The 16395-nt window shown below is 69.6% G+C and carries 19 protein-coding genes; 3 read left to right on the plus strand and 16 right to left on the minus strand.

Annotation, left to right across the window (positions count from 1 at the left end):
* The first annotated feature begins 51 nt into the window (after positions 1-51).
* Entirely contained in the window at positions 52-600 is a 549-nt protein-coding gene (locus GA0070561_RS18410; protein WP_091403525.1) for a hypothetical protein, read from the plus strand.
* A gap of 148 nt (positions 601-748) precedes the next feature.
* On the opposite strand, the gene GA0070561_RS18415 is transcribed toward GA0070561_RS18410, so the two are convergent.
* Positions 749-1693: an aldo/keto reductase gene (locus GA0070561_RS18415; RefSeq protein ID WP_091403526.1), complete on the minus strand. Its 945-nt coding sequence runs from the start codon at positions 1691-1693 to the stop codon at positions 749-751.
* Between the two features lie 215 nt (positions 1694-1908).
* On the opposite strand from GA0070561_RS18415, the gene GA0070561_RS18420 reads away from it, so the two are divergent.
* Positions 1909-3099, plus strand: a complete 1191-nt coding sequence (locus GA0070561_RS18420; RefSeq protein WP_091403528.1) for an RNA-guided endonuclease InsQ/TnpB family protein — start codon at positions 1909-1911, stop codon at positions 3097-3099.
* Between the two features lie 55 nt (positions 3100-3154).
* On the opposite strand, the gene GA0070561_RS18425 is transcribed toward GA0070561_RS18420, so the two are convergent.
* The 3 genes from GA0070561_RS18425 to GA0070561_RS18435 are packed head-to-tail and all read right to left on the minus strand — an operon-like array spanning position 3155 to position 6278.
* Positions 3155-3955 (minus strand): nucleotidyltransferase domain-containing protein, encoded by an 801-nt coding sequence (locus GA0070561_RS18425; RefSeq protein WP_091402365.1) that lies wholly within the window; start codon positions 3953-3955, stop codon positions 3155-3157.
* Positions 3952-5631: an ABC-F family ATP-binding cassette domain-containing protein gene (locus GA0070561_RS18430; RefSeq protein WP_091402366.1), complete on the minus strand. Its 1680-nt coding sequence runs from the start codon at positions 5629-5631 to the stop codon at positions 3952-3954. Before GA0070561_RS18430 ends, GA0070561_RS18425 begins: the two co-directional genes overlap by 4 nt.
* A 41-nt stretch (positions 5632-5672) precedes the next feature.
* Entirely contained in the window at positions 5673-6278 is a 606-nt protein-coding gene (locus GA0070561_RS18435) for a class I SAM-dependent methyltransferase (RefSeq protein ID WP_091402368.1), read from the minus strand.
* Between the two features lie 102 nt (positions 6279-6380).
* On the opposite strand from GA0070561_RS18435, the gene GA0070561_RS18440 reads away from it, so the two are divergent.
* Complete coding sequence (locus GA0070561_RS18440; protein ID WP_244166302.1) at positions 6381-7490, plus strand: hypothetical protein; 1110 nt, start codon at positions 6381-6383, stop codon at positions 7488-7490.
* 12 nt (positions 7491-7502) lie between these two features.
* Here GA0070561_RS18440 and truA read toward each other — a convergent pair whose 3' ends face one another.
* The 12 genes from truA to secY form a co-directional block, all read right to left on the minus strand.
* Positions 7503-8333 (minus strand): tRNA pseudouridine(38-40) synthase TruA, encoded by an 831-nt coding sequence (truA, locus tag GA0070561_RS18445; protein ID WP_091402372.1) that lies wholly within the window; start codon positions 8331-8333, stop codon positions 7503-7505.
* A gap of 67 nt (positions 8334-8400) precedes the next feature.
* Entirely contained in the window at positions 8401-8958 is a 558-nt protein-coding gene (gene rplQ, locus GA0070561_RS18450) for a 50S ribosomal protein L17 (protein WP_091402374.1), read from the minus strand.
* Between the two features lie 34 nt (positions 8959-8992).
* On the minus strand, positions 8993-10015 hold the full coding sequence (locus GA0070561_RS18455) for a DNA-directed RNA polymerase subunit alpha (RefSeq protein ID WP_007465227.1): 1023 nt from the start codon (positions 10013-10015) through the stop codon (positions 8993-8995).
* Between the two features lie 98 nt (positions 10016-10113).
* Positions 10114-10740 carry a 30S ribosomal protein S4 gene (gene rpsD, locus GA0070561_RS18460; protein WP_030489600.1) on the minus strand — a complete coding sequence of 209 codons (627 nt, stop codon included), beginning with the start codon at positions 10738-10740 and terminating at the stop codon, positions 10114-10116.
* Between the two features lie 13 nt (positions 10741-10753).
* The gene (gene rpsK, locus GA0070561_RS18465; RefSeq protein ID WP_030329919.1) at positions 10754-11161 is read right to left on the minus strand and encodes a 30S ribosomal protein S11; all 408 of its coding nucleotides are present in this window, start codon (positions 11159-11161) and stop codon (positions 10754-10756) included.
* An 87-nt stretch (positions 11162-11248) separates the two neighbouring features.
* Positions 11249-11629, minus strand: coding sequence for a 30S ribosomal protein S13 (rpsM, locus tag GA0070561_RS18470; RefSeq protein WP_030329917.1), 381 nt, complete (start codon positions 11627-11629; stop codon positions 11249-11251).
* Between the two features lie 267 nt (positions 11630-11896).
* Complete coding sequence (gene rpmJ / locus GA0070561_RS18475; protein ID WP_088952025.1) at positions 11897-12010, minus strand: 50S ribosomal protein L36; 114 nt, start codon at positions 12008-12010, stop codon at positions 11897-11899.
* A 91-nt stretch (positions 12011-12101) separates the two neighbouring features.
* Positions 12102-12323: a translation initiation factor IF-1 gene (gene infA, locus GA0070561_RS18480; protein WP_007073013.1), complete on the minus strand. Its 222-nt coding sequence runs from the start codon at positions 12321-12323 to the stop codon at positions 12102-12104.
* Positions 12324-12631: 308 nt separating this feature from the next.
* A complete protein-coding gene (locus tag GA0070561_RS18485; protein WP_091402375.1) occupies positions 12632-13183 on the minus strand; it encodes a DUF1707 SHOCT-like domain-containing protein in 552 nt (183 codons plus the stop codon).
* Between the two features lie 120 nt (positions 13184-13303).
* Positions 13304-14155, minus strand: a complete 852-nt coding sequence (gene map, locus GA0070561_RS18490) for a type I methionyl aminopeptidase (RefSeq protein ID WP_091402377.1) — start codon at positions 14153-14155, stop codon at positions 13304-13306.
* Positions 14156-14242: 87 nt separating this feature from the next.
* Positions 14243-14896 carry an adenylate kinase gene (locus GA0070561_RS18495; RefSeq protein WP_088950228.1) on the minus strand — a complete coding sequence of 218 codons (654 nt, stop codon included), beginning with the start codon at positions 14894-14896 and terminating at the stop codon, positions 14243-14245.
* Positions 14897-16225 carry a preprotein translocase subunit SecY gene (gene secY / locus GA0070561_RS18500; RefSeq protein ID WP_091402379.1) on the minus strand — a complete coding sequence of 443 codons (1329 nt, stop codon included), beginning with the start codon at positions 16223-16225 and terminating at the stop codon, positions 14897-14899. It lies immediately after the preceding gene.
* Positions 16226-16395 lie beyond the last annotated feature (170 nt).

A 16395-nucleotide genomic window follows, 5' to 3' on the forward strand; every position in this document is an offset into this window, starting at 1 on the left:
GCGCTGCGGCGTCGGGGAGGGGCCTCCCTCATCGGTAGGGAGGAGATGTCCGTGACGGGTATCCGGAAGGTCCTGGCCGCCGTGGTCGTCGGACTGGCCCTGACCCTGTCCGCCGCCGCCCCGGCGGCGGCGCAGCCCGCTCAGGCCGCCCCGGCGGCGCAGGCCGACAAGCTCAAACTCACTGTGGCCGGCGACGGGGCTCAGGGCGTCACCATCCAGGCCACCTACGCCGATGGCCGCCGGCTGGAGCAGGTGGTCCGGTTGGTCCTCACCGCCACCGGCCCGGACGGGCAGCGGGTAGGGCCGGTGCAGCTCGAACCGCAGCCCGAGGGGCAGGGCTTCTACAGCAGCGGCCCGGTGCTCTCCACCGGCACGTGGAAGGTGTCGGTGAACTCCCCCGCTCCGCTTCAGAGCAAGGCCACCGCCACGGTGCAGGCGAAGGCGGCGCAGTCACCGCCGGCGCCCGCGCCGGTCGCGGTGACCAAGCCAGCGGACGGCGGGGCGGGCACCGGTTGGTGGCCATTCGCGGCGGCCGGTCTCGTGCTCGTCGCCGCGGCGATGGGGGTGGCCATGCTCTTCGGCCGCCGCCGCACCGACTGACCACACAGCATTCAACGACCGGGCCGGGCCGCGATGAGCGGCCCGGCCCGGTGTCGTCTGATCGACTGTGATCGACTCGGCATCCTCGAAGTCGGGGCTTCCCGGACCGCAGGTCACCACGTCAAGGAACGCGAGTGGATCAGGCCCCTCAGAGGACGGCGCGCAGTGCCGCCAGGTCCTCGTCGCTGGGCTCCCAGGTGCCGGCGGCGGCGTTGGCTCGCACCTGCTCGGGGGTGGTGGCACCGGCGATCACCGAAGTCACCGCCGGCTGGGCGGCCAGCCCGCCGATCGCCACCTGGAGCATCGTCAGACCCCGCTCGGCCGCGTACGCCTCGATCGCCTCGATGGTGTCCCAGTCGGCAGCGGCGAGTCGCTCCGCGTACCGGCCACCGCCGGAGAGCCGGCTGCCGGCGGGCGGCTGAGCCTCGCGCTTGTACTTGCCGGTGAGCAGACCGTTGGCGAGCGGGAAGAACGGCAGCATGCCGAGGCCGAACCGCTCACACGCCGGGATCACCTCGGCCTCCACCGAGCGCTCCACCAGGCTGTAGTGGTTCTGCGCGCTGATGAAGCGGGACCGACCGTTGGACGAGGCGACCCAGTCCGCGTCGGCGATCTGCCAGCCGGCGAAGTTGGAGTTGCCCAGGTAGCGCACCTTGCCGTCGCGGACCAGGTCGTCCAGGGCGGCGAGGGTCTCGTCGATCGGGGTACCCGGGTCGGGCTCGTGCATCTGGTACAGGTCGATGTGGTCGGTGCCGAGCCGGCGCAGCGACGCCTCCACAGCGCGGGCGATGTAGCGCCGCGCACCCCGGGCGCCGTAGTCCGGCCCGTTGAGGCCGTTCATGTCCATGCCGAACTTGGTGGCCACCACCACGTCGTCCCGGCGACCCTTGAGCGCCTGCCCGAGCAGCTCCTCGGAGCTGCCCTGCGGCTCACCGTAGATGTCGGCGGTGTCGAAGAGGGTGATCCCGGCGTCCAGGGCGGCGTCCACCACCGCCCGGGTGCCGTCGAGGTCGAGCTTGCGGCCGAAGTTGTTGCAGCCGATGCCGACCACTGACACCACGAGCCCGGAGTCGCCCAGCCGGCCATAGGTCATGTCGTTGTTCATGATAAATCCTCGGCTTTAATCGTGTTGAGGTGCGGAATCAGTTCACACGTTGCGGTGGTTATCGACATAACGTTGACCACCTCTGAGGTCGCACCGCCAGTTGCGGCGTCGAAATAGCCGTTGCTCCATAAGATTGGCAGTCTGGATTTCCACTTCAAACGTCCCGGCACTATCTGCCGTCGAGCTTTATAGTGATTGTTGTGATGGAGGTGGTGCGCTACACCTACCGGCTGCGCCCCGGCGCGACGGCGACGTCCGCACTGCTCGCCGAATGGGGCCGCTGCCGATTCCTGTGGAACGAAGCCGTGCACCAGCAGAAGGTCGGCGCGAAGCCTACCTTCGTTAGCCTGTCCAAGATGCTCACTGAAGCCCGCGCCCGAAACGCTTGGCTGCGCGCCGGCTCGCAGGTCGCTCAGCAACAGACCCTGCGCACTTACGCGGCCGCGCTGCGCCACTCGTTCACCGTCCCAGGCCGCGGACGGCCGACGGTGAAGACCCGCAAACGATCGCTGCCCAGCATGGAATACACCCTGCGTGGCTTTACCATCGCCGGCAGACGGCTGCGCGTTGCCGGTGGCATCACCATGCCCGTCGTCTGGTCCCGGGACCTGCCGTCTCCGCCGACCAGCGTGCGCGTCTACCAAGACAGCCTCGGGCACTGGTACGCGTCGTTCGTCGCCCGCCGCGAGGCCGCCGCCGCACCCGAGGCGTCCGAGGCGATCGGCGTTGACTGGGGCGTGAAGACCACCGCCACGACCACCGATGCCCGCTTCGATTTGCCGTACCTCGGGCATCGCAAGCGGTGCGCCGCTGAGTTGGCCAGGGCGCAGCGGAAGATGGCCCGCCGACGCCGCCCGAAGGGTCACACGCACTCCAACGGCTACCGCAGAGCCAAGCACGCGGCGGCGAAGCTGCACAAGAAAGCATCCCGACAGAACACCCACGACTCCCGCCAGTGGGCGAAACGAGTCGTCGACCACCACCAGGTGATCGCCGTCGAAGACTTCAAACCGACGTTCTTGACCAGGTCCACGATGGCACGTAAAGCCGCTGACGCCGCGATCGGCGCGGCGAAGCGGGAACTGATCCAGCAGGGCACGCGGGCGGGCCGAAAGGTGGTGCTGGTTCCGCCCGCCTACACAACCATGACGTGTTCCTCGTGCGCGGCGAGAGCCAAGCAGCGCATCGGGTTGAACGTCAGAATTTTCGAGTGCGCGGCCTGCGGCTTCACCGCCTGCCGCGACCTCAACGCCGCGAGGACGATCCTCGCCACGGTAGAGCGCGACCGTGCCGGTACTGACGACGTGAGACATGTGACCACCTCCCTTCGGAATGCGGGGTCGAATGCGGTCCGAGCCGGAAATCCCCTGGATTCAACCGTGGGGAAGCGTTAACTCAGTCACGAGATCCACCCTATGCCGGCCCGGCGCGGACCACCTCGGCGGCGGCTCAACCGACCACTTCGGTGACCAGCTCGCGGGCGGCGGCGATGGTCGCGGCCAGCTCGGCGGGGCTACGTCCGACGGCTCCGAGCAACGCCTGCGCCCGCTGGCTGAAGTTCGGCGAAGCACCGGGCAGTCGCCCCGCGGCGGCGATCATCCCCTTCTCGTTGACCAGCCACCGGCCCGTCCGGGCGTGCAGCACCTGGGCGAGCACCCCGACCGTCCGGAACAGGCAGCCGGCGACGTACGCGCTGTCCCCGCCGATGGCGGCCTTTGCCGCGCCGGTCAGCAGAAATCCGGCCTCCCAGCCGCCAGCCACCAGTGCGTCGGCCAGCGCGGGCGGATACTCCCGAGTCTGGTCCCGCAGGCGGGTCAGCTGGCCGGTCGGGTCCGCCAGCACCTGACACAACGCCACCTCGCCGGCATAGGCGGACGAGTAGAACCCGAGCGGGTGCCCGGCCTGCACCCCGACCTCGTACCGGCCGGCCCGACAGTCGGCCCAGACGCGGTGCACCCGGTCGAGGTCCCGGTAGATCCAGTCCACGGCGACCCCGCCGATCCGCAGCCAACCACCCCCGTCGACCCACGGGCCCCAACCACCGGGGGCGGTGAGCGCGACGTCGGTGTCGTCGGCGACCGTCGCGGCGACCGCACGCAGCGCCGGCACGTCCAGCTCGCCCCGGTAGTAGAGACCCAGGTCCCAGTCGGAGTCCGGGCGCTGCTCGCCGCGCGCCCGACTACCGCCGAGCGCCACGGCGACCACGCCGTCGACGCCGCACAGCCGGTCGGGCAGGTCGGCGGGGATCACCCCACGTCCCAGACCGGTTCCGGGGTCTCCACCACCTCGCTGTCGCCTCGGAACAGCACGAACCGGTCGAACGAGCGGGTGAACCAGCGGTCGTGGGTGACCGCGATCACCGTTCCCTCGAAGGCGGTCAGGCCCGCTTCGAGCGCTTCCGCGCTGGCCAGGTCGAGGTTGTCGGTGGGCTCGTCGAGCAGCAGCAGGGTCGCCCCGGACAACTCCAGCAGCAGCACCAGGAACCGGGCCTGCTGCCCGCCGGAGAGCGTGCCGAAGCGCTGGTCGCCCTGCGCGGCCAGCTCGTAGCGACTGAGCACACCCATCGCCGCGTGCCGGTCCATCCCGGTGCGGTGCTCGTCACCCCGCCAGAGGATCTCGACGAGCGTCTTCGACATCAGCTCCGGGCGGTCGTGGGTCTGGGAGAAGTGCCCGGGGCGGACCCGGGCACCGAGGCGGGCCGTGCCGTCGTGCGCCACCGGAGCGAGCGCGCCCGCGCCGTCGACCGGCCCGTTCGCCGGGTCCGGGTCGGTGCCGCCGCGGGCCAGCAGCCGCAGGAAGTGCGACTTGCCGGTGCCGTTGGCACCGAGCACCGCCACCCGGTCGCCGTACCAGATCTCCAGGTCGAAGGGGAAGGTCAGGCCGTCGAGCTCCAGCTGTTCGCAGACGACCGCGCGCTTGCCGGTCCGCCCGCCGCTGAGCCGCATCCGGATGTCCTGGTCCTTCGGCGGTACGGGCGGCGGCCCGGCCTCCTCGAACTTACGCAACCGGGTCTGCGCGGCCTGGTAACGCGAGGCCAACCCGTCGTTGTACGCGGCCTTCTGCTTGTACATCAGCATCAGCTCGCGCAGCTTCTGGTGCTCCTCGTCCCAGCGCCGGCGCAGCTCGTCTAGGCGGGCGTGCCGAGCCACCCGGGCCTCGTGCCAGCTGGCGAAGCCGCCCGGGTGCACCCAGGCGCTGCCACCCTCGACGGCGACCACCCGGTCGGCGCTCTGGGCCAGCAGCTCACGGTCGTGCGAGACGTAGAGCACCGACTTCGTCGACTCGCGCAGTCGCGCCTCCAGCCAGCGTTTGCCGGGCACGTCGAGGAAGTTGTCGGGTTCGTCGAGCAGCAGCACCTCGTCCGGGCCACGCAGCAGCAACTCCAGGGCGAAGCGCTTCTGCTGGCCGCCGGAGAGGGTACGCACCGGACGGTCCCGTACGGCGTCCCACGGCTGGCCGAGCACGATGGTCGCGACGGTGTCGAAGAGCACCTCGGCGTCGTACCCACCGGCCTCGCCCCAGGCGCCGAGCGCATCGGCGTACGCCAGCTGGGCCTTGCCCGCGGCGTTGCTGAACTTGCCGTGGGCCTCGGCCGCCCGCATGGCCGCCTCGGTCTCGCCGAGCCGGCGGCCGGCATCGCGAAGCGCCGGCGGGGCCAGCGACAACGCCAGGTCGGCGAGGGTCGACTCGTCACCGATCATGCCGATGAACTGGCGCATCACACCCAGCCCGCCGGCCCGCGCGACGACGCCGCTGCGCACCGGCAGATCGCCGGCGACCATCCTCAACAGCGTCGTCTTTCCCGCGCCGTTCGGCCCGACCAGGGCGACCTTGCTGCCCTCCCCGACCCGGAACGACACGTCGGCGAAGAGTTCCCGACCGTCGGGCAGGATGTGCCCGACCGCTGCCACGTCCACGTATCCCACGCCGGGATCCTGCCCCAGTGAGGGTCGGGGGGTACATCCAATTACCGGGTGACGCGCAGCACCCGGAAGCCCTTTTGGCTGGCGTACCGCTCGACCTGCCAGCCCTGCTCGGTGAGCCAGCGTTGCAGGGAGTCACCGCCGAGGTGCCGGGCGACGACCAACCAGCCGACGCCGTCCGGGGCGAGTCGGGGCAGCCAGCGCAGCAACAGGTCGTGCAGCCCGTCCTTGCCGATCCGGATGGGCGGGTTCGACCAGATCTGGGCGAAGCGGACGCCGTCCGGGACGTCGTCCGGCGCGCTGACCCGGACCCGGTCGGCGGCGCCGACCCGAGCCGCGTTCGCGGCGGTCAGCTCGCGGGCCCGGGCGTTGACGTCGACGGCCCAGATGGTGCTGGTGGGCGCGAGGTCGGCCAGCACGCAGCTGATCGGCCCGAACCCGCAGCCGAGGTCGAGCAGGTCGCCGGTGGTGTCGGCGGCGGGCAGCTCGGCCTTGCGCAGCAGCACCGCGGTGCCCGGGTCGAGCCGGCTGGCGGAGAAGACCCCGCCGGCCGAGGAGAGCCGGTAGTCGCGGTCGGCGACGGAGAACTCGACCTCGCGCGCCGGGGCGTCGCTGGTGGGCTGAGCGGTGAAGTAGTGGTCGCCGGTCACCCGGCAATTCTCGCACCGGTCCGGGGCGGACCTGACACGGCCCACACGCACATTTCCCCGATATTACCCCCTAAAGGGACAATGGCTCCTACTCTGGGCGACATGGTGTATCGGTACCAGTCCGATGAGGACGCTTTCGAGGAGTACCCGGAGCCCGGGTCCGACCTGTCGGTGCTCGGCGCCGGTCCGCCCCCGGCGGCCGGGCCCTCTCCGTCGCGCTTCCCCACGCCGTCGCTGCCCCGGCCGAACCAGCTCTCGCTGCCCTCGTCGCAGCCGGTGCCGGCTCGTGCCGTTGTGCCGCAGCCCGGTCCGGCCGCCCGCGCCGATGCGCCGCAGCCACTGCCGACACGTGCCGACATCCCGCCCGCCCCGCCGCGCAGCCAGATCTACACCTCGGCGACGTCGGCGGAGCCGCCCGCCCGGCGCGGCGGCGGCCGGCTGTGGCAGGTACTGATCGGCGGCGCAGCCGTCCTGGTGCTGCTCGCCCTCTGCGGCCTCGGCGCCGCCGCGCTGCTCATCGACCGCGGCGAGCAGCCGCAGAGCAACCCGACGTACCAGCCGAACGCCGCCCCGACGTCGGCACCGGCGGAACGGTTGGCCCTCGACTCCCGGGACACCGACCAGGCCCCGCTCACCGCCAAGGAACTCTTTCCCGGCAAGGAGCTGAAGCTCACCGACGGCCAGCCGAGCTACCAGGTGCTCAAGACACAGTCCAGCGGCAGTTGCGCAGTCGCCGCCACCGACGAGGTGGCCGACCTGCTGGTCCGGCTCGGCTGCAACCAGGTCGTCCGGGCCACGCTGAGTACGCCCGACGACAGCCACCTGGTCACCGCCGGTCTGTTCAACCTCACCGACAAGGTCAGCGCGGAACGAGCCCGAGACCGGCTCCGGCAACTGCTCGACGATCGGCAGGGCCGCTTCCGTGGCCTCACCGCCGACGACGCCGACGGCACCGATGTCCTGGCCAGCGCTCCGGCACGCGTCGGCTGGCAGGTCCGTGGCCACTACCTGGCGTACGCGCTGGTGGTCCGCAAGGACGGGGCGGCGGTCAAGGCGGGTGACGCCAAGGTCCGCGAGATCCTGTTCGACATGATCGAGCTGCACCTCAGCCGGGGCGTGCTGCAGAGCCGGGCCGACGGTGGCACCGCCTCGCAACCGACGGCGGCACCTACCGGCAGCAACGCCAACCAGGGCGATCTGCCGGGCGACTGACCCCGCGGACGGTCAACCCTCGACCGGGACCCGCAACCGGCGGGTGAGGGTGGCGCGGTGGGCGTACTCGGCCGGATCTGCCGGGTAGCCGACGGCGACCAGGGTCAGCCCGCGCGCGGGGGCCACTGTCACCTCGCTGGACCGCTCCCGCTGGGTGAGCAGAGTGCCCGGCCACTCGACCGGGCGGCGGCCGTCCCCGGCCACCAGCATGGCTCCCACCAGGCTGCGCACCATCGCCTGGCAGAACGCGTCGGCCTGCACTGTGGCGACCAGGATGCCGTCCGGGTCGCGACGCCAGTCCAGCCGGGTCACCTCGCGCAGCGTGGTGGCGCGCTCCTTGCGCCGGCAGTACGCGGCGAAGTCGTGCTCCCCCACCAGACCGGTCGCGGCGGCGTTCAGCGCGGCCAGGTCCAACGGCTTCGGCCAGGCCAGCACCTCGTGGCGGCGCAACGGCTCGGCACCGAAGGGCGCGTCGGTGACCCGGTACTCGTAGCGGCGGAAGGTGGCCGAGAACCGGGCGTCGAAGTCGGCCGGCACCTCGGTCATCGCCCGTACCCGCACGTCGGTGGGGAGCAGCCGGGCCAGGCGACGCAGCAGCCGTCCCTCGTGCTGCCGCCACACGTCCACGGGCAGGTCCACGTGGCACACCTGCCCCGTGGCGTGCACTCCCGCGTCGGTCCGCCCGGCCACCGTCAGCCCGGTGGCCGTACCGGTGCCCAGGACCAGGTCCAGGGTCTCGACGAGCACCCCCGCGACGGTGCGTCTGGTCGGCTGGGCCGCCCAGCCGGAGAAGTCGGTGCCGTCGTACGAGACGTCCAGCCGCAGCCGGATCCGCTCGTCCACCTCGTACCTCCTGTTACGGGTCGGGCCCGACACCCCGATGGGGTGCCGGGCCCGACAATGCCCTTGATCAGGCCTTGTTCTCGGTGGCCTCGTCGCTGTCCTCGCGGGCGGCGTCGGTGTCACCGGACGCCGACACCGGCGCCTCGGAGTCCTGGTCGGCCGGAGCCGACTTCGGGGCCTCGTCGGCCGGGGCGAGCGCCTCGACCTTGTCCTGCTGCGCGGCCTTGCGGGCGGCGGTCTTCTTGTTCGCCTTCGGCTCGGCGACCTGAAGCTCCTCCACCAGCTCGATGATGGCCATCGGCGCGTTGTCACCCTTGCGCGGACCGGTCTTCACGATCCGGGTGTAACCGCCGGGGCGGTTGGAGTACCGGGGCGCGATCTGGTCGAACAGGGCGTAGACCACGTCCTTGTCCTTGACGACACCCAGCACCCGACGCCGCGAGGCGAGGTCACCGCGCTTGGCCTTGGTGATGAGCTGCTCGGCCAGCGGGCGCAGCCGCCGGGCCTTCGTCTCGGTGGTCTGGATCTTCCCGTGCTGGAACAGCGCGGTCGCCAGGTTGGCCAGCATCAGCCGCTCGTGCGAGGGGCTGCCGCCGAGGCGGGGGCCCTTGGTGGGCGTGGGCATTTTTGGTGCTCCTCAGTTGTGGCGGCAGCGCGGACTAGAGCTGCTCGGTCTCGCGGTAGTCGTCGGTGTCGTAGTCGGCCTCGCCGAAGGTGTCCACGACGTGCGCCGGGTCGAAGTTCGGAGCCGAGTCCTTCAGCCCGAGACCCATCCCGGCGAGCTTCATCTTGACCTCGTCGATCGACTTCTGACCGAAGTTGCGAATGTCGAGGAGGTCGGCCTCGGTACGCCCGATGAGCTCACCAACGGAGTTGATGCCCTCGCGCTTGAGGCAGTTGTAGGAGCGGACGGTGAGGTCCAGCTCCTCGATCGGCAGAGCGAGGTCCGCCGCCAGCTGGGCGTCCTGGGGGGACGGCCCGATGTCGATGCCCTCGGCGGTCTCGTCCAGCTCCCGGGCGAGCCCGAACAGCTCCACCAGCGTCGAACCGGCGGAGGCCAGCGCGGTACGCGGACCCATCGACGGCTTGGTCTCGACGTCGATGATCAGCCGGTCGAAGTCGGTGCGCTGCTCGACACGGGTCGCCTCGACGCGGTAGGTCACCTTCAGCACCGGCGAGTAGATCGAGTCGACCGGGATCCGGCCGATCTCGGCGCCGGACTGCTTGTTCTGCGCCGCCGTCACGTAGCCCCGGCCCCGCTCGACGGTCAGCTCCATGTCGAGCCGGCCCTTGCCGTTCAGGGTGGCGAGCTTGAGATCCGGGTTGTGCACCGAGACGCCGGCCGGGGGCTGGATGTCGCCCGCGGTCACGTCGCCCGGGCCCTGCTTACGCAGGTACATGCTGACCGGCTCGTCGTGCTCGGAGCTGACGCACAGCTCCTTGATGTTCATGACGAGCTCGACCACGTCCTCCTTGACACCGGGGATCGTGGTGAACTCGTGCAGCACACCGTCGATCTTGATCGAGGTGACGGCCGCGCCCGGGATCGACGACAGCAGCGTACGCCGCAGCGAGTTACCCAGGGTGTAGCCGAAGCCCGGCTCCAGCGGCTCGATGGCGAACCGGGACCGGGTCTCGTTGATCGACTCCTCGGAGAGGGAGGGTCGCTGGCTGATGAGCATCTTTTCTCTTCTCTTCCGGGGCGCCCGCTATTTGACGCCCACGACACAAACTGTTCCGGTGGCCCGCCCCGAAGGGCGGGCCACCGAACGAGCTCGGACTACTTGGAGTAGAGCTCGACGATCAACTGCTCCTGGACCTGCGTGTCGATGACCTGCCGGGCCGGGAGGGAGTGCACGAGCACCTTCATCTGGCTCGGGATGGCCTCAAGCCACGCCGGAACCGTCTTCGAGCCGGCCTGAGCCTGCGCGACGATGAACGGGGTGAGCTCCTTGCTCTTGCCCCGAACCTCGATGATGTCGTGCTCCTTGACGCGGTACGACGGGATGTCGACCTTCTTGCCGTTCACCGTGAAGTGACCGTGCTTGACCAGCTGGCGGGCCATGTCCCGCGAGTGGGCGTAGCCGGCCCGGTAAACGACGTTGTCCAGCCGCGACTCGAGGATCTGCAGGAGGACCTCACCGGTCTTGGCCTGCTTGCCAACGGCTTCCTCGTAGTAACCGCGGAACTGCTTCTCCAGCACGCCGTAAACCCGACGGGCCTTCTGCTTCTCACGGAGCTGGAGCAGGTACTCCGTCTCCTTGGTGCGGCCGCGGCCGTGCTGCCCGGGCGGGAACGGCCGGGACTCGAACGGGCACTTCGGACCATCGCACTTGCTGCCCTTGAGGAACAGCTTCATCTTCTCCCGCCGGCAACGGCGGCAGTCTGCACCGGTGTAACGAGCCATCTCTCTCTACCTCTCAGACCCGGCGACGCTTCGGCGGACGGCATCCGTTGTGCGGCTGCGGGGTGACGTCGGCGATCTGCCCGACCTCGAGGCCCACTGCCTGCAGCGAACGGATGGCGGTTTCCCGGCCGGAGCCGGGGCCCTTGACGAACACGTCGACCTTGCGCATGCCGTGCTCCATGGCGCGACGCGCGGCAGCCTCGGCGGCCAGCTGCGCAGCGAACGGAGTCGACTTGCGGGAGCCCTTGAAGCCGACCTGGCCAGCGGAGGCCCAGGAGATGACCGCACCGGTCGGGTCCGTGATGGACACGATGGTGTTGTTGAACGTGCTCTTGATGTGCGCCTGCCCGTGGGCGACGTTCTTGCGTTCCTTGCGCCGGACCTTCTTTACAGCGGCTCCGGCACGAGCCTTCGGTGGCATAAGTCTGTGCGCTCCTAGTTGACTTTCCGGATTGGGTTGCGGCCTGACCCACCTCGGCGGCGGCCGACCCCGTCATCCGGTTAAGAACTACTTCTTGCCGGGCTTCTTCTTGCCGGCGACGGTCCGCTTCGGGCCCTTGCGGGTCCGGGCGTTGGTCTTGGTCCGCTGGCCACGCACGGGCAGGCCCCGGCGGTGCCGGATGCCGGCGTAGCAGCCGATCTCAACCTTGCGGCGGATGTCAGCGGCGACCTCGCGGCGCAGGTCGCCTTCAACCTTGTAGTTGCCCTCGATGTGGTCGCGGAGCTGCACGAGCTCCTCGTCCGTGAGGTCCCGAGCGCGCTTGTCCGGCGAGATGCCGGTAGCGGCGAGTGTCTCCAGGGCGCGGGTGCGACCGACCCCGAAGATGTAGGTGAGCGCGATCTCCAACCGCTTTTCGCGGGGGAGATCCACGCCGACTAGACGTGCCATGTGCGGGCGTACTCCTCGTGATGTGTGGCGGAGGTGTGGACCCGTCCCACCCCGCTACCGGCCGTCCCGTCTTTCCGACGCGGTGAGCGCCGGCGACCGGGATCGGTCGCTGCCCGAGCGGGCCCCGGCCTCCGACCGGGGGTCAGCCACGCAGAGGTACGTCTGGCGTACCGCTCGCGGCTGGGACGAGCATGTGTGATGTGTGTGTCGCTGAGGATCTGCCTGGACCAACGCCACCCGGCCGGTGTTACGGCCGGACGGGCTGAGTCAGCCCTGGCGCTGCTTGTGGCGCGGGTCGCTGCAGATGACCATGACCCGGCCGTGCCGGCGGATAACCCGGCACTTCTGGCAGATCCTCTTGACGCTCGGCTTGACCTTCACGGTTGCCTTACTTCCCATCTGGCCCGGCTACGCGCTCTGCGCGACACCGGACGTCGAAGACGGACACGGGACTTCCCGGCCGTCGTCAGGACTACTTGTAGCGGTAGACGATGCGCCCGCGGGTCAGGTCGTACGGCGAGAGTTCGACGACGACCCGGTCCTCCGGAAGGATGCGGATGTAGTGCTGCCGCATCTTGCCGCTGATGTGAGCCAACACCTTGTGGCCGTTCGCGAGCTCCACCCGGAACATGGCGTTCGGCAGGGGCTCGATGACCCGACCCTCGATCTCAATGGCTCCGTCTTTTTTCGGCATGTCCTCCGCTGTCCTGACGTCGATTGCTCCGGGCGGCCCACAACGTCTTACACGGAAATCTGATCAGAATCAGAAGCCCGCGCCAGCCGCGGCTCCAGCTCCCACCGAAGCGCAGGGTGGGCATGCCGGAGTGGACGCTGTGCGCCGATCTGAAAGTGTACGCCGGCCTGCGGTCCCCCGCCAAACCGACCACCCACCAACCCGCGCGTCGCCCCGTCCGACCCCGCCCTCAGCCCCATTGATCATGAAGTTGTTGCCACGACGGCGGCAGCATCTGCATGATCACCGGACGGGGTGGGTGGGGTGGATCAGGAGGCTGGGGGCTGGTCGTCCGTTTTGAGGGCGCGCTTCGCCTGCTTGCGCTCACGGCGGCGTTGGCGCTTGACGGCCTGACGTTGGGGCTCCTTCGCGGCCAGCCCGCTGACCGTGCGGACCACCAGCACCGCGCCCCACGGCCCCGCCACCCAGCCCGGCCAGAAGTAGAGCAGGTCCTGGCTGAGTAGCGACGTCACCGCCCAGATGGTCACCACGATGGCGATCACCCGCAGGTACGGGAACCACACCTCGGCCATCCAGCGTGCAGTGACGCCCCTGCTGGGGGCCGGATCGAGCTGGTCGCCCAGGGGGCTCAGCGTCGACCCGGCAACCGGCGCCAGGCCCGACCGCTGCGCCGGCGTCACCGGCGGCAGGTCGGTGAGCAGAGCCTCAAGGTCGGCATACGTGCGGGCCGCGTAGGCCCGCTGCAACCGCTCGTCGTACTCGTGCAGATCCAGTCGGCCCTCGTCGAGGGCGACCCGCAACCGGTCGGCCACCGCCGCACGGTCCGAGTCCGCGGCTCGCATCCCGTCGCGCCCGTCCATGCCGGCAAGCATGCCACCGTCGCGCCACTTCCGTCCGCCCCCGGCACACCGGACGATCATGAAGTTGTTGCCCGCCTCACCGGCGCGTCAGGGCAACAACCTCATGATCAACGGAGGAGGTCAGGGAGTCTTTGTGGCTGCGGGCTGGCGGGCGGTCACCAGGTCGCCCAGGCGGGCCCGGCCGCCGTCGAACGCGGTGAGCACCCAGACGCCGTCCGGCAACAGCGCCATCGAGTGCTCGACGTGCGCGGCCACCGAACCGTCCCGGGTGACGACAGTCCACCCGTCGGCCAACTCGGCGGTACGCGGGGACGCCATGGTGATCATCGGCTCGATGGCCAGGGCCATCCCGGGGACCAGTCGCGGACCCTTGCCCGGCCGACCGTGGTTGAGCACGTGTGGGTCCTGGTGCATCTCGGTGCCGATGCCGTGCCCGCCGTAGCCGTCGACGATGCCGTACCGGCCGCCCTTGCGGACAGCGGTCTCCACGGCGTGCGAGATGTCGGTGAGCCGGCCCTTGCCGCTGGCCGCGCCACGCGCCGCGGCGGCGATGCCGGCCCACATCGCGTCCTCGGCGACCTCGGCCATCTTCAGCAGCGCCGGGTCGACGTCACCGACCCCGACCGTGATCGCGGAGTCGCCGTGCCACCCGTCCAGCACCGCGCCGCAGTCGATGGAGATCAGGTCACCGGCCTGGAGCACCTGCTTCGGCGACGGGATGGCGTGCACGATCTGCTCGTTGACCGAGGAGCAGATCGACGCCGGAAAACCGTGGTAGCCCTTGAACGACGGAACGCCGCCCGCCTCGCGGATGGTCGCCTCGGCAATGGCGTCCAGATCGGCCGTGCTCACACCGGGGGCCACAGCCTCCCGCATCCGGCGCAGCGCCTCGGCCACCACCAGCCCGGCGGCCCGCATCTTCTCGATCTGGTCAGGGGTCTTCAGCTGGATGTCCAGCTGGGGACGACGCATGGAGCGGTTACCTTTCGTTGCCGAACAGCGGGGCACATAACGCGTACCCCGCTGTTCGCACTCTATCCGCCGTGGCCCGGCCGGACCTCAGCCGCCGTACGACCGCAACGCGTCGATGGCCCGGGTGGTGACGTCCTCCACCGGCCCGGTGGCGTCGATCCCGACCAGCTTGCCCTGAGCGCCGTAGTAGTCGACCAGGGGTGCGGTCTTCTCGCTGTACTCACGAAGCCGCGTGGCGATCGTTTCCGGCTTGTCGTCGTCGCGCTGGAACAGCTCGGCGCCGCACCGGTCACAGATGCCGGGCCGGGTGGTGGCGTCGAACTCGACGTGCCAGATCTTGCCGCAGCCCCGGCAGGTACGCCTGCCGGAGAGCCGCCGGATCACCTCGTCGTCGTCGACGACCAGCTCCAGGACCAGATCCAGGGCGGTGCCCAGATCGGCCAGGAGCTTGTCCAGAGCGGCCGCCTGCGGAGTCGTCCGCGGGAAGCCGTCGAGCAGGAAACCCTCGCTGGCGTCGGGCTCGGCCAGCCGGTCCCGGACCATGTTGATGGTGACCTCGTCCGGAACCAGCTCGCCCGCGTCCATGTACCGCTTCGCCTCGACACCGAGCGGCGTGCCCTGGGTGACGTTCGACCGGAAGATGTCTCCGGTCGAAATCTTCGGCACCGAGAGGTGCGCGGCGATGAACTCGGCCTGCGTGCCCTTGCCCGCGCCCGGCGGGCCAACCAGAACGAGTCTCATCTACCGCAGGAACCCTTCGTAGTTCCGCTGCATGAGTTGGCTCTCGATCTGCTTCACGGTCTCCAGACCGACGCCGACCATGATGAGCACAGCGGTGCCGCCGAACGGGAAGTTCTGGTACTGCTGGTTGTCCAGCCAGATGAAGAAGAAGTTCGGCAGGATCGAGATGACGCCGAGGTAGAGCGCGCCCGGCAGGGTGATCCGGCTGAGGATGAAGTCCAGGTAGTCGGCGGTCGGCTTGCCCGGGCGGATGCCCGGCACGAACCCGCCGTACTTCTTCATGTTGTCCGCGACCTCGGTCGGGTTGAACGTGATCGAGACGTAGAAGTACGTGAAGAAGATGATCAGCAGGAAGTAGACCGAGATGTAGATCGGGCTGCTCGGGTTGACCAGGTTGTTCTGGATCCACGACTGGGTCTTGCCCGGGTCGGTCTGGTCGAAGAACTGCAGCGCCAACTGCGGCAGGTAGAGCAGCGACGAGCCGAAGATGACCGGGATCACACCCGCCTGGTTGACCTTGAGCGGGATGTAGGTCGAGGTGCCGCCGTACATCCGCCGGCCGATCATCCGCTTGGCGTACTGCACCGGGATCCGGCGCTGCGCCTGCTCGATGAAGGTGACAGCGGTGATGACCACCAGGACCAGCGCGATGACCAGGGCGAACATGTCCCAGCCCTTGCTGGTCTTGATCTGCCAGCCCTCGCTGGGCAGCCGCGCCGCGATCGAGGTGAAGATCAGGACGGACATGCCGTTGCCGACGCCGCGGTCGGTGATCAGCTCACCGAGCCACATGACCATGCCGGTGCCGGCGGTCATCGTCATCACCAGGATGGTCAGGGTCAGCCAGTCCGGGATGCCGGTGCCGGTCGGGATGATCGGGAACTGGTCGCACTTGTTCTGGAACAGCTGGCCCGAGCGGGCCAGGGCCACGAACGCCGAGGCCTGCAGCACACCGAGACCGAGGGTCAGGTAGCGGGTGTACTGGGTGATCTTCGCCTGACCGGCCTGGCCCTCCTTGCGGAGCTGCTCAAGGCGGGGGATCACGACGGTCAGCAGCTGCAGGATGATCGACGCGGTGATGTAGGGCATGATGCCCAGCGCGAAGACCGAGAGCTGTAGCAGCGCTCCGCCGGAGAAGAGGTTGAGAAGGTTCACCACCCCGGTGGTGTCACCCTGGATGGTGTCGAGGCACTTCTGCACGTTGCCGTACGAGACGCCCGGGCTGGGGAGCGTTGCACCCAGCCGGTAGACCGCGATGATGCCTACTGTGAACAGCAGCTTCTTGCGCAGGTCAGGCGTACGGAACGCACTGAGAAAGGCGGACAGCAACTTCTTCCTCCTGCGCGAGGCGGGCCGCCGGTGATCCCTGGCGGGTCGGGGTGGATCACGGGCGAGTGCCCGCAATCCATGGCTGGGATGGGACTCTAACAGCCTCACCCCGGTCCGGGCAGATGCGCCCGACTACATAAATCGATTCCGATGTTACCGGGCGCTCAGGC

The sequence above is a fragment of the Micromonospora saelicesensis genome (assembly GCF_900091575.1).
Lineage (GTDB): Bacteria > Actinomycetota > Actinomycetes > Mycobacteriales > Micromonosporaceae > Micromonospora > Micromonospora saelicesensis.

Excerpts from the sequence above, each read along its gene's own strand:
- GA0070561_RS18415 (WP_091403526.1), bottom strand. The coding sequence starts at position 1,693 with ATGACCTATGGCCGGCTGGGCGACTCCGGGCTCGTGGTGTCAGTGGTC.
- GA0070561_RS18420 (WP_091403528.1), top strand. The coding sequence starts at position 1,909 with ATGGAGGTGGTGCGCTACACCTACCGGCTGCGCCCCGGCGCGACGGCG.
- GA0070561_RS18440 (WP_244166302.1), top strand. The coding sequence starts at position 6,381 with ATGGTGTATCGGTACCAGTCCGATGAGGACGCTTTCGAGGAGTACCCG.
- rplQ (WP_091402374.1), bottom strand. The coding sequence starts at position 8,958 with ATGCCCACGCCCACCAAGGGCCCCCGCCTCGGCGGCAGCCCCTCGCAC.
- GA0070561_RS18455 (WP_007465227.1), bottom strand. The coding sequence starts at position 10,015 with ATGCTCATCAGCCAGCGACCCTCCCTCTCCGAGGAGTCGATCAACGAG.
- rpsD (WP_030489600.1), bottom strand. The coding sequence starts at position 10,740 with ATGGCTCGTTACACCGGTGCAGACTGCCGCCGTTGCCGGCGGGAGAAG.
- rpsK (WP_030329919.1), bottom strand. The coding sequence starts at position 11,161 with ATGCCACCGAAGGCTCGTGCCGGAGCCGCTGTAAAGAAGGTCCGGCGC.
- rpsM (WP_030329917.1), bottom strand. The coding sequence starts at position 11,629 with ATGGCACGTCTAGTCGGCGTGGATCTCCCCCGCGAAAAGCGGTTGGAG.
- infA (WP_007073013.1), bottom strand. The coding sequence starts at position 12,323 with ATGCCGAAAAAAGACGGAGCCATTGAGATCGAGGGTCGGGTCATCGAG.
- GA0070561_RS18485 (WP_091402375.1), bottom strand. The coding sequence starts at position 13,183 with ATGGACGGGCGCGACGGGATGCGAGCCGCGGACTCGGACCGTGCGGCG.
- map (WP_091402377.1), bottom strand. The coding sequence starts at position 14,155 with ATGCGTCGTCCCCAGCTGGACATCCAGCTGAAGACCCCTGACCAGATC.
- GA0070561_RS18495 (WP_088950228.1), bottom strand. The coding sequence starts at position 14,896 with ATGAGACTCGTTCTGGTTGGCCCGCCGGGCGCGGGCAAGGGCACGCAG.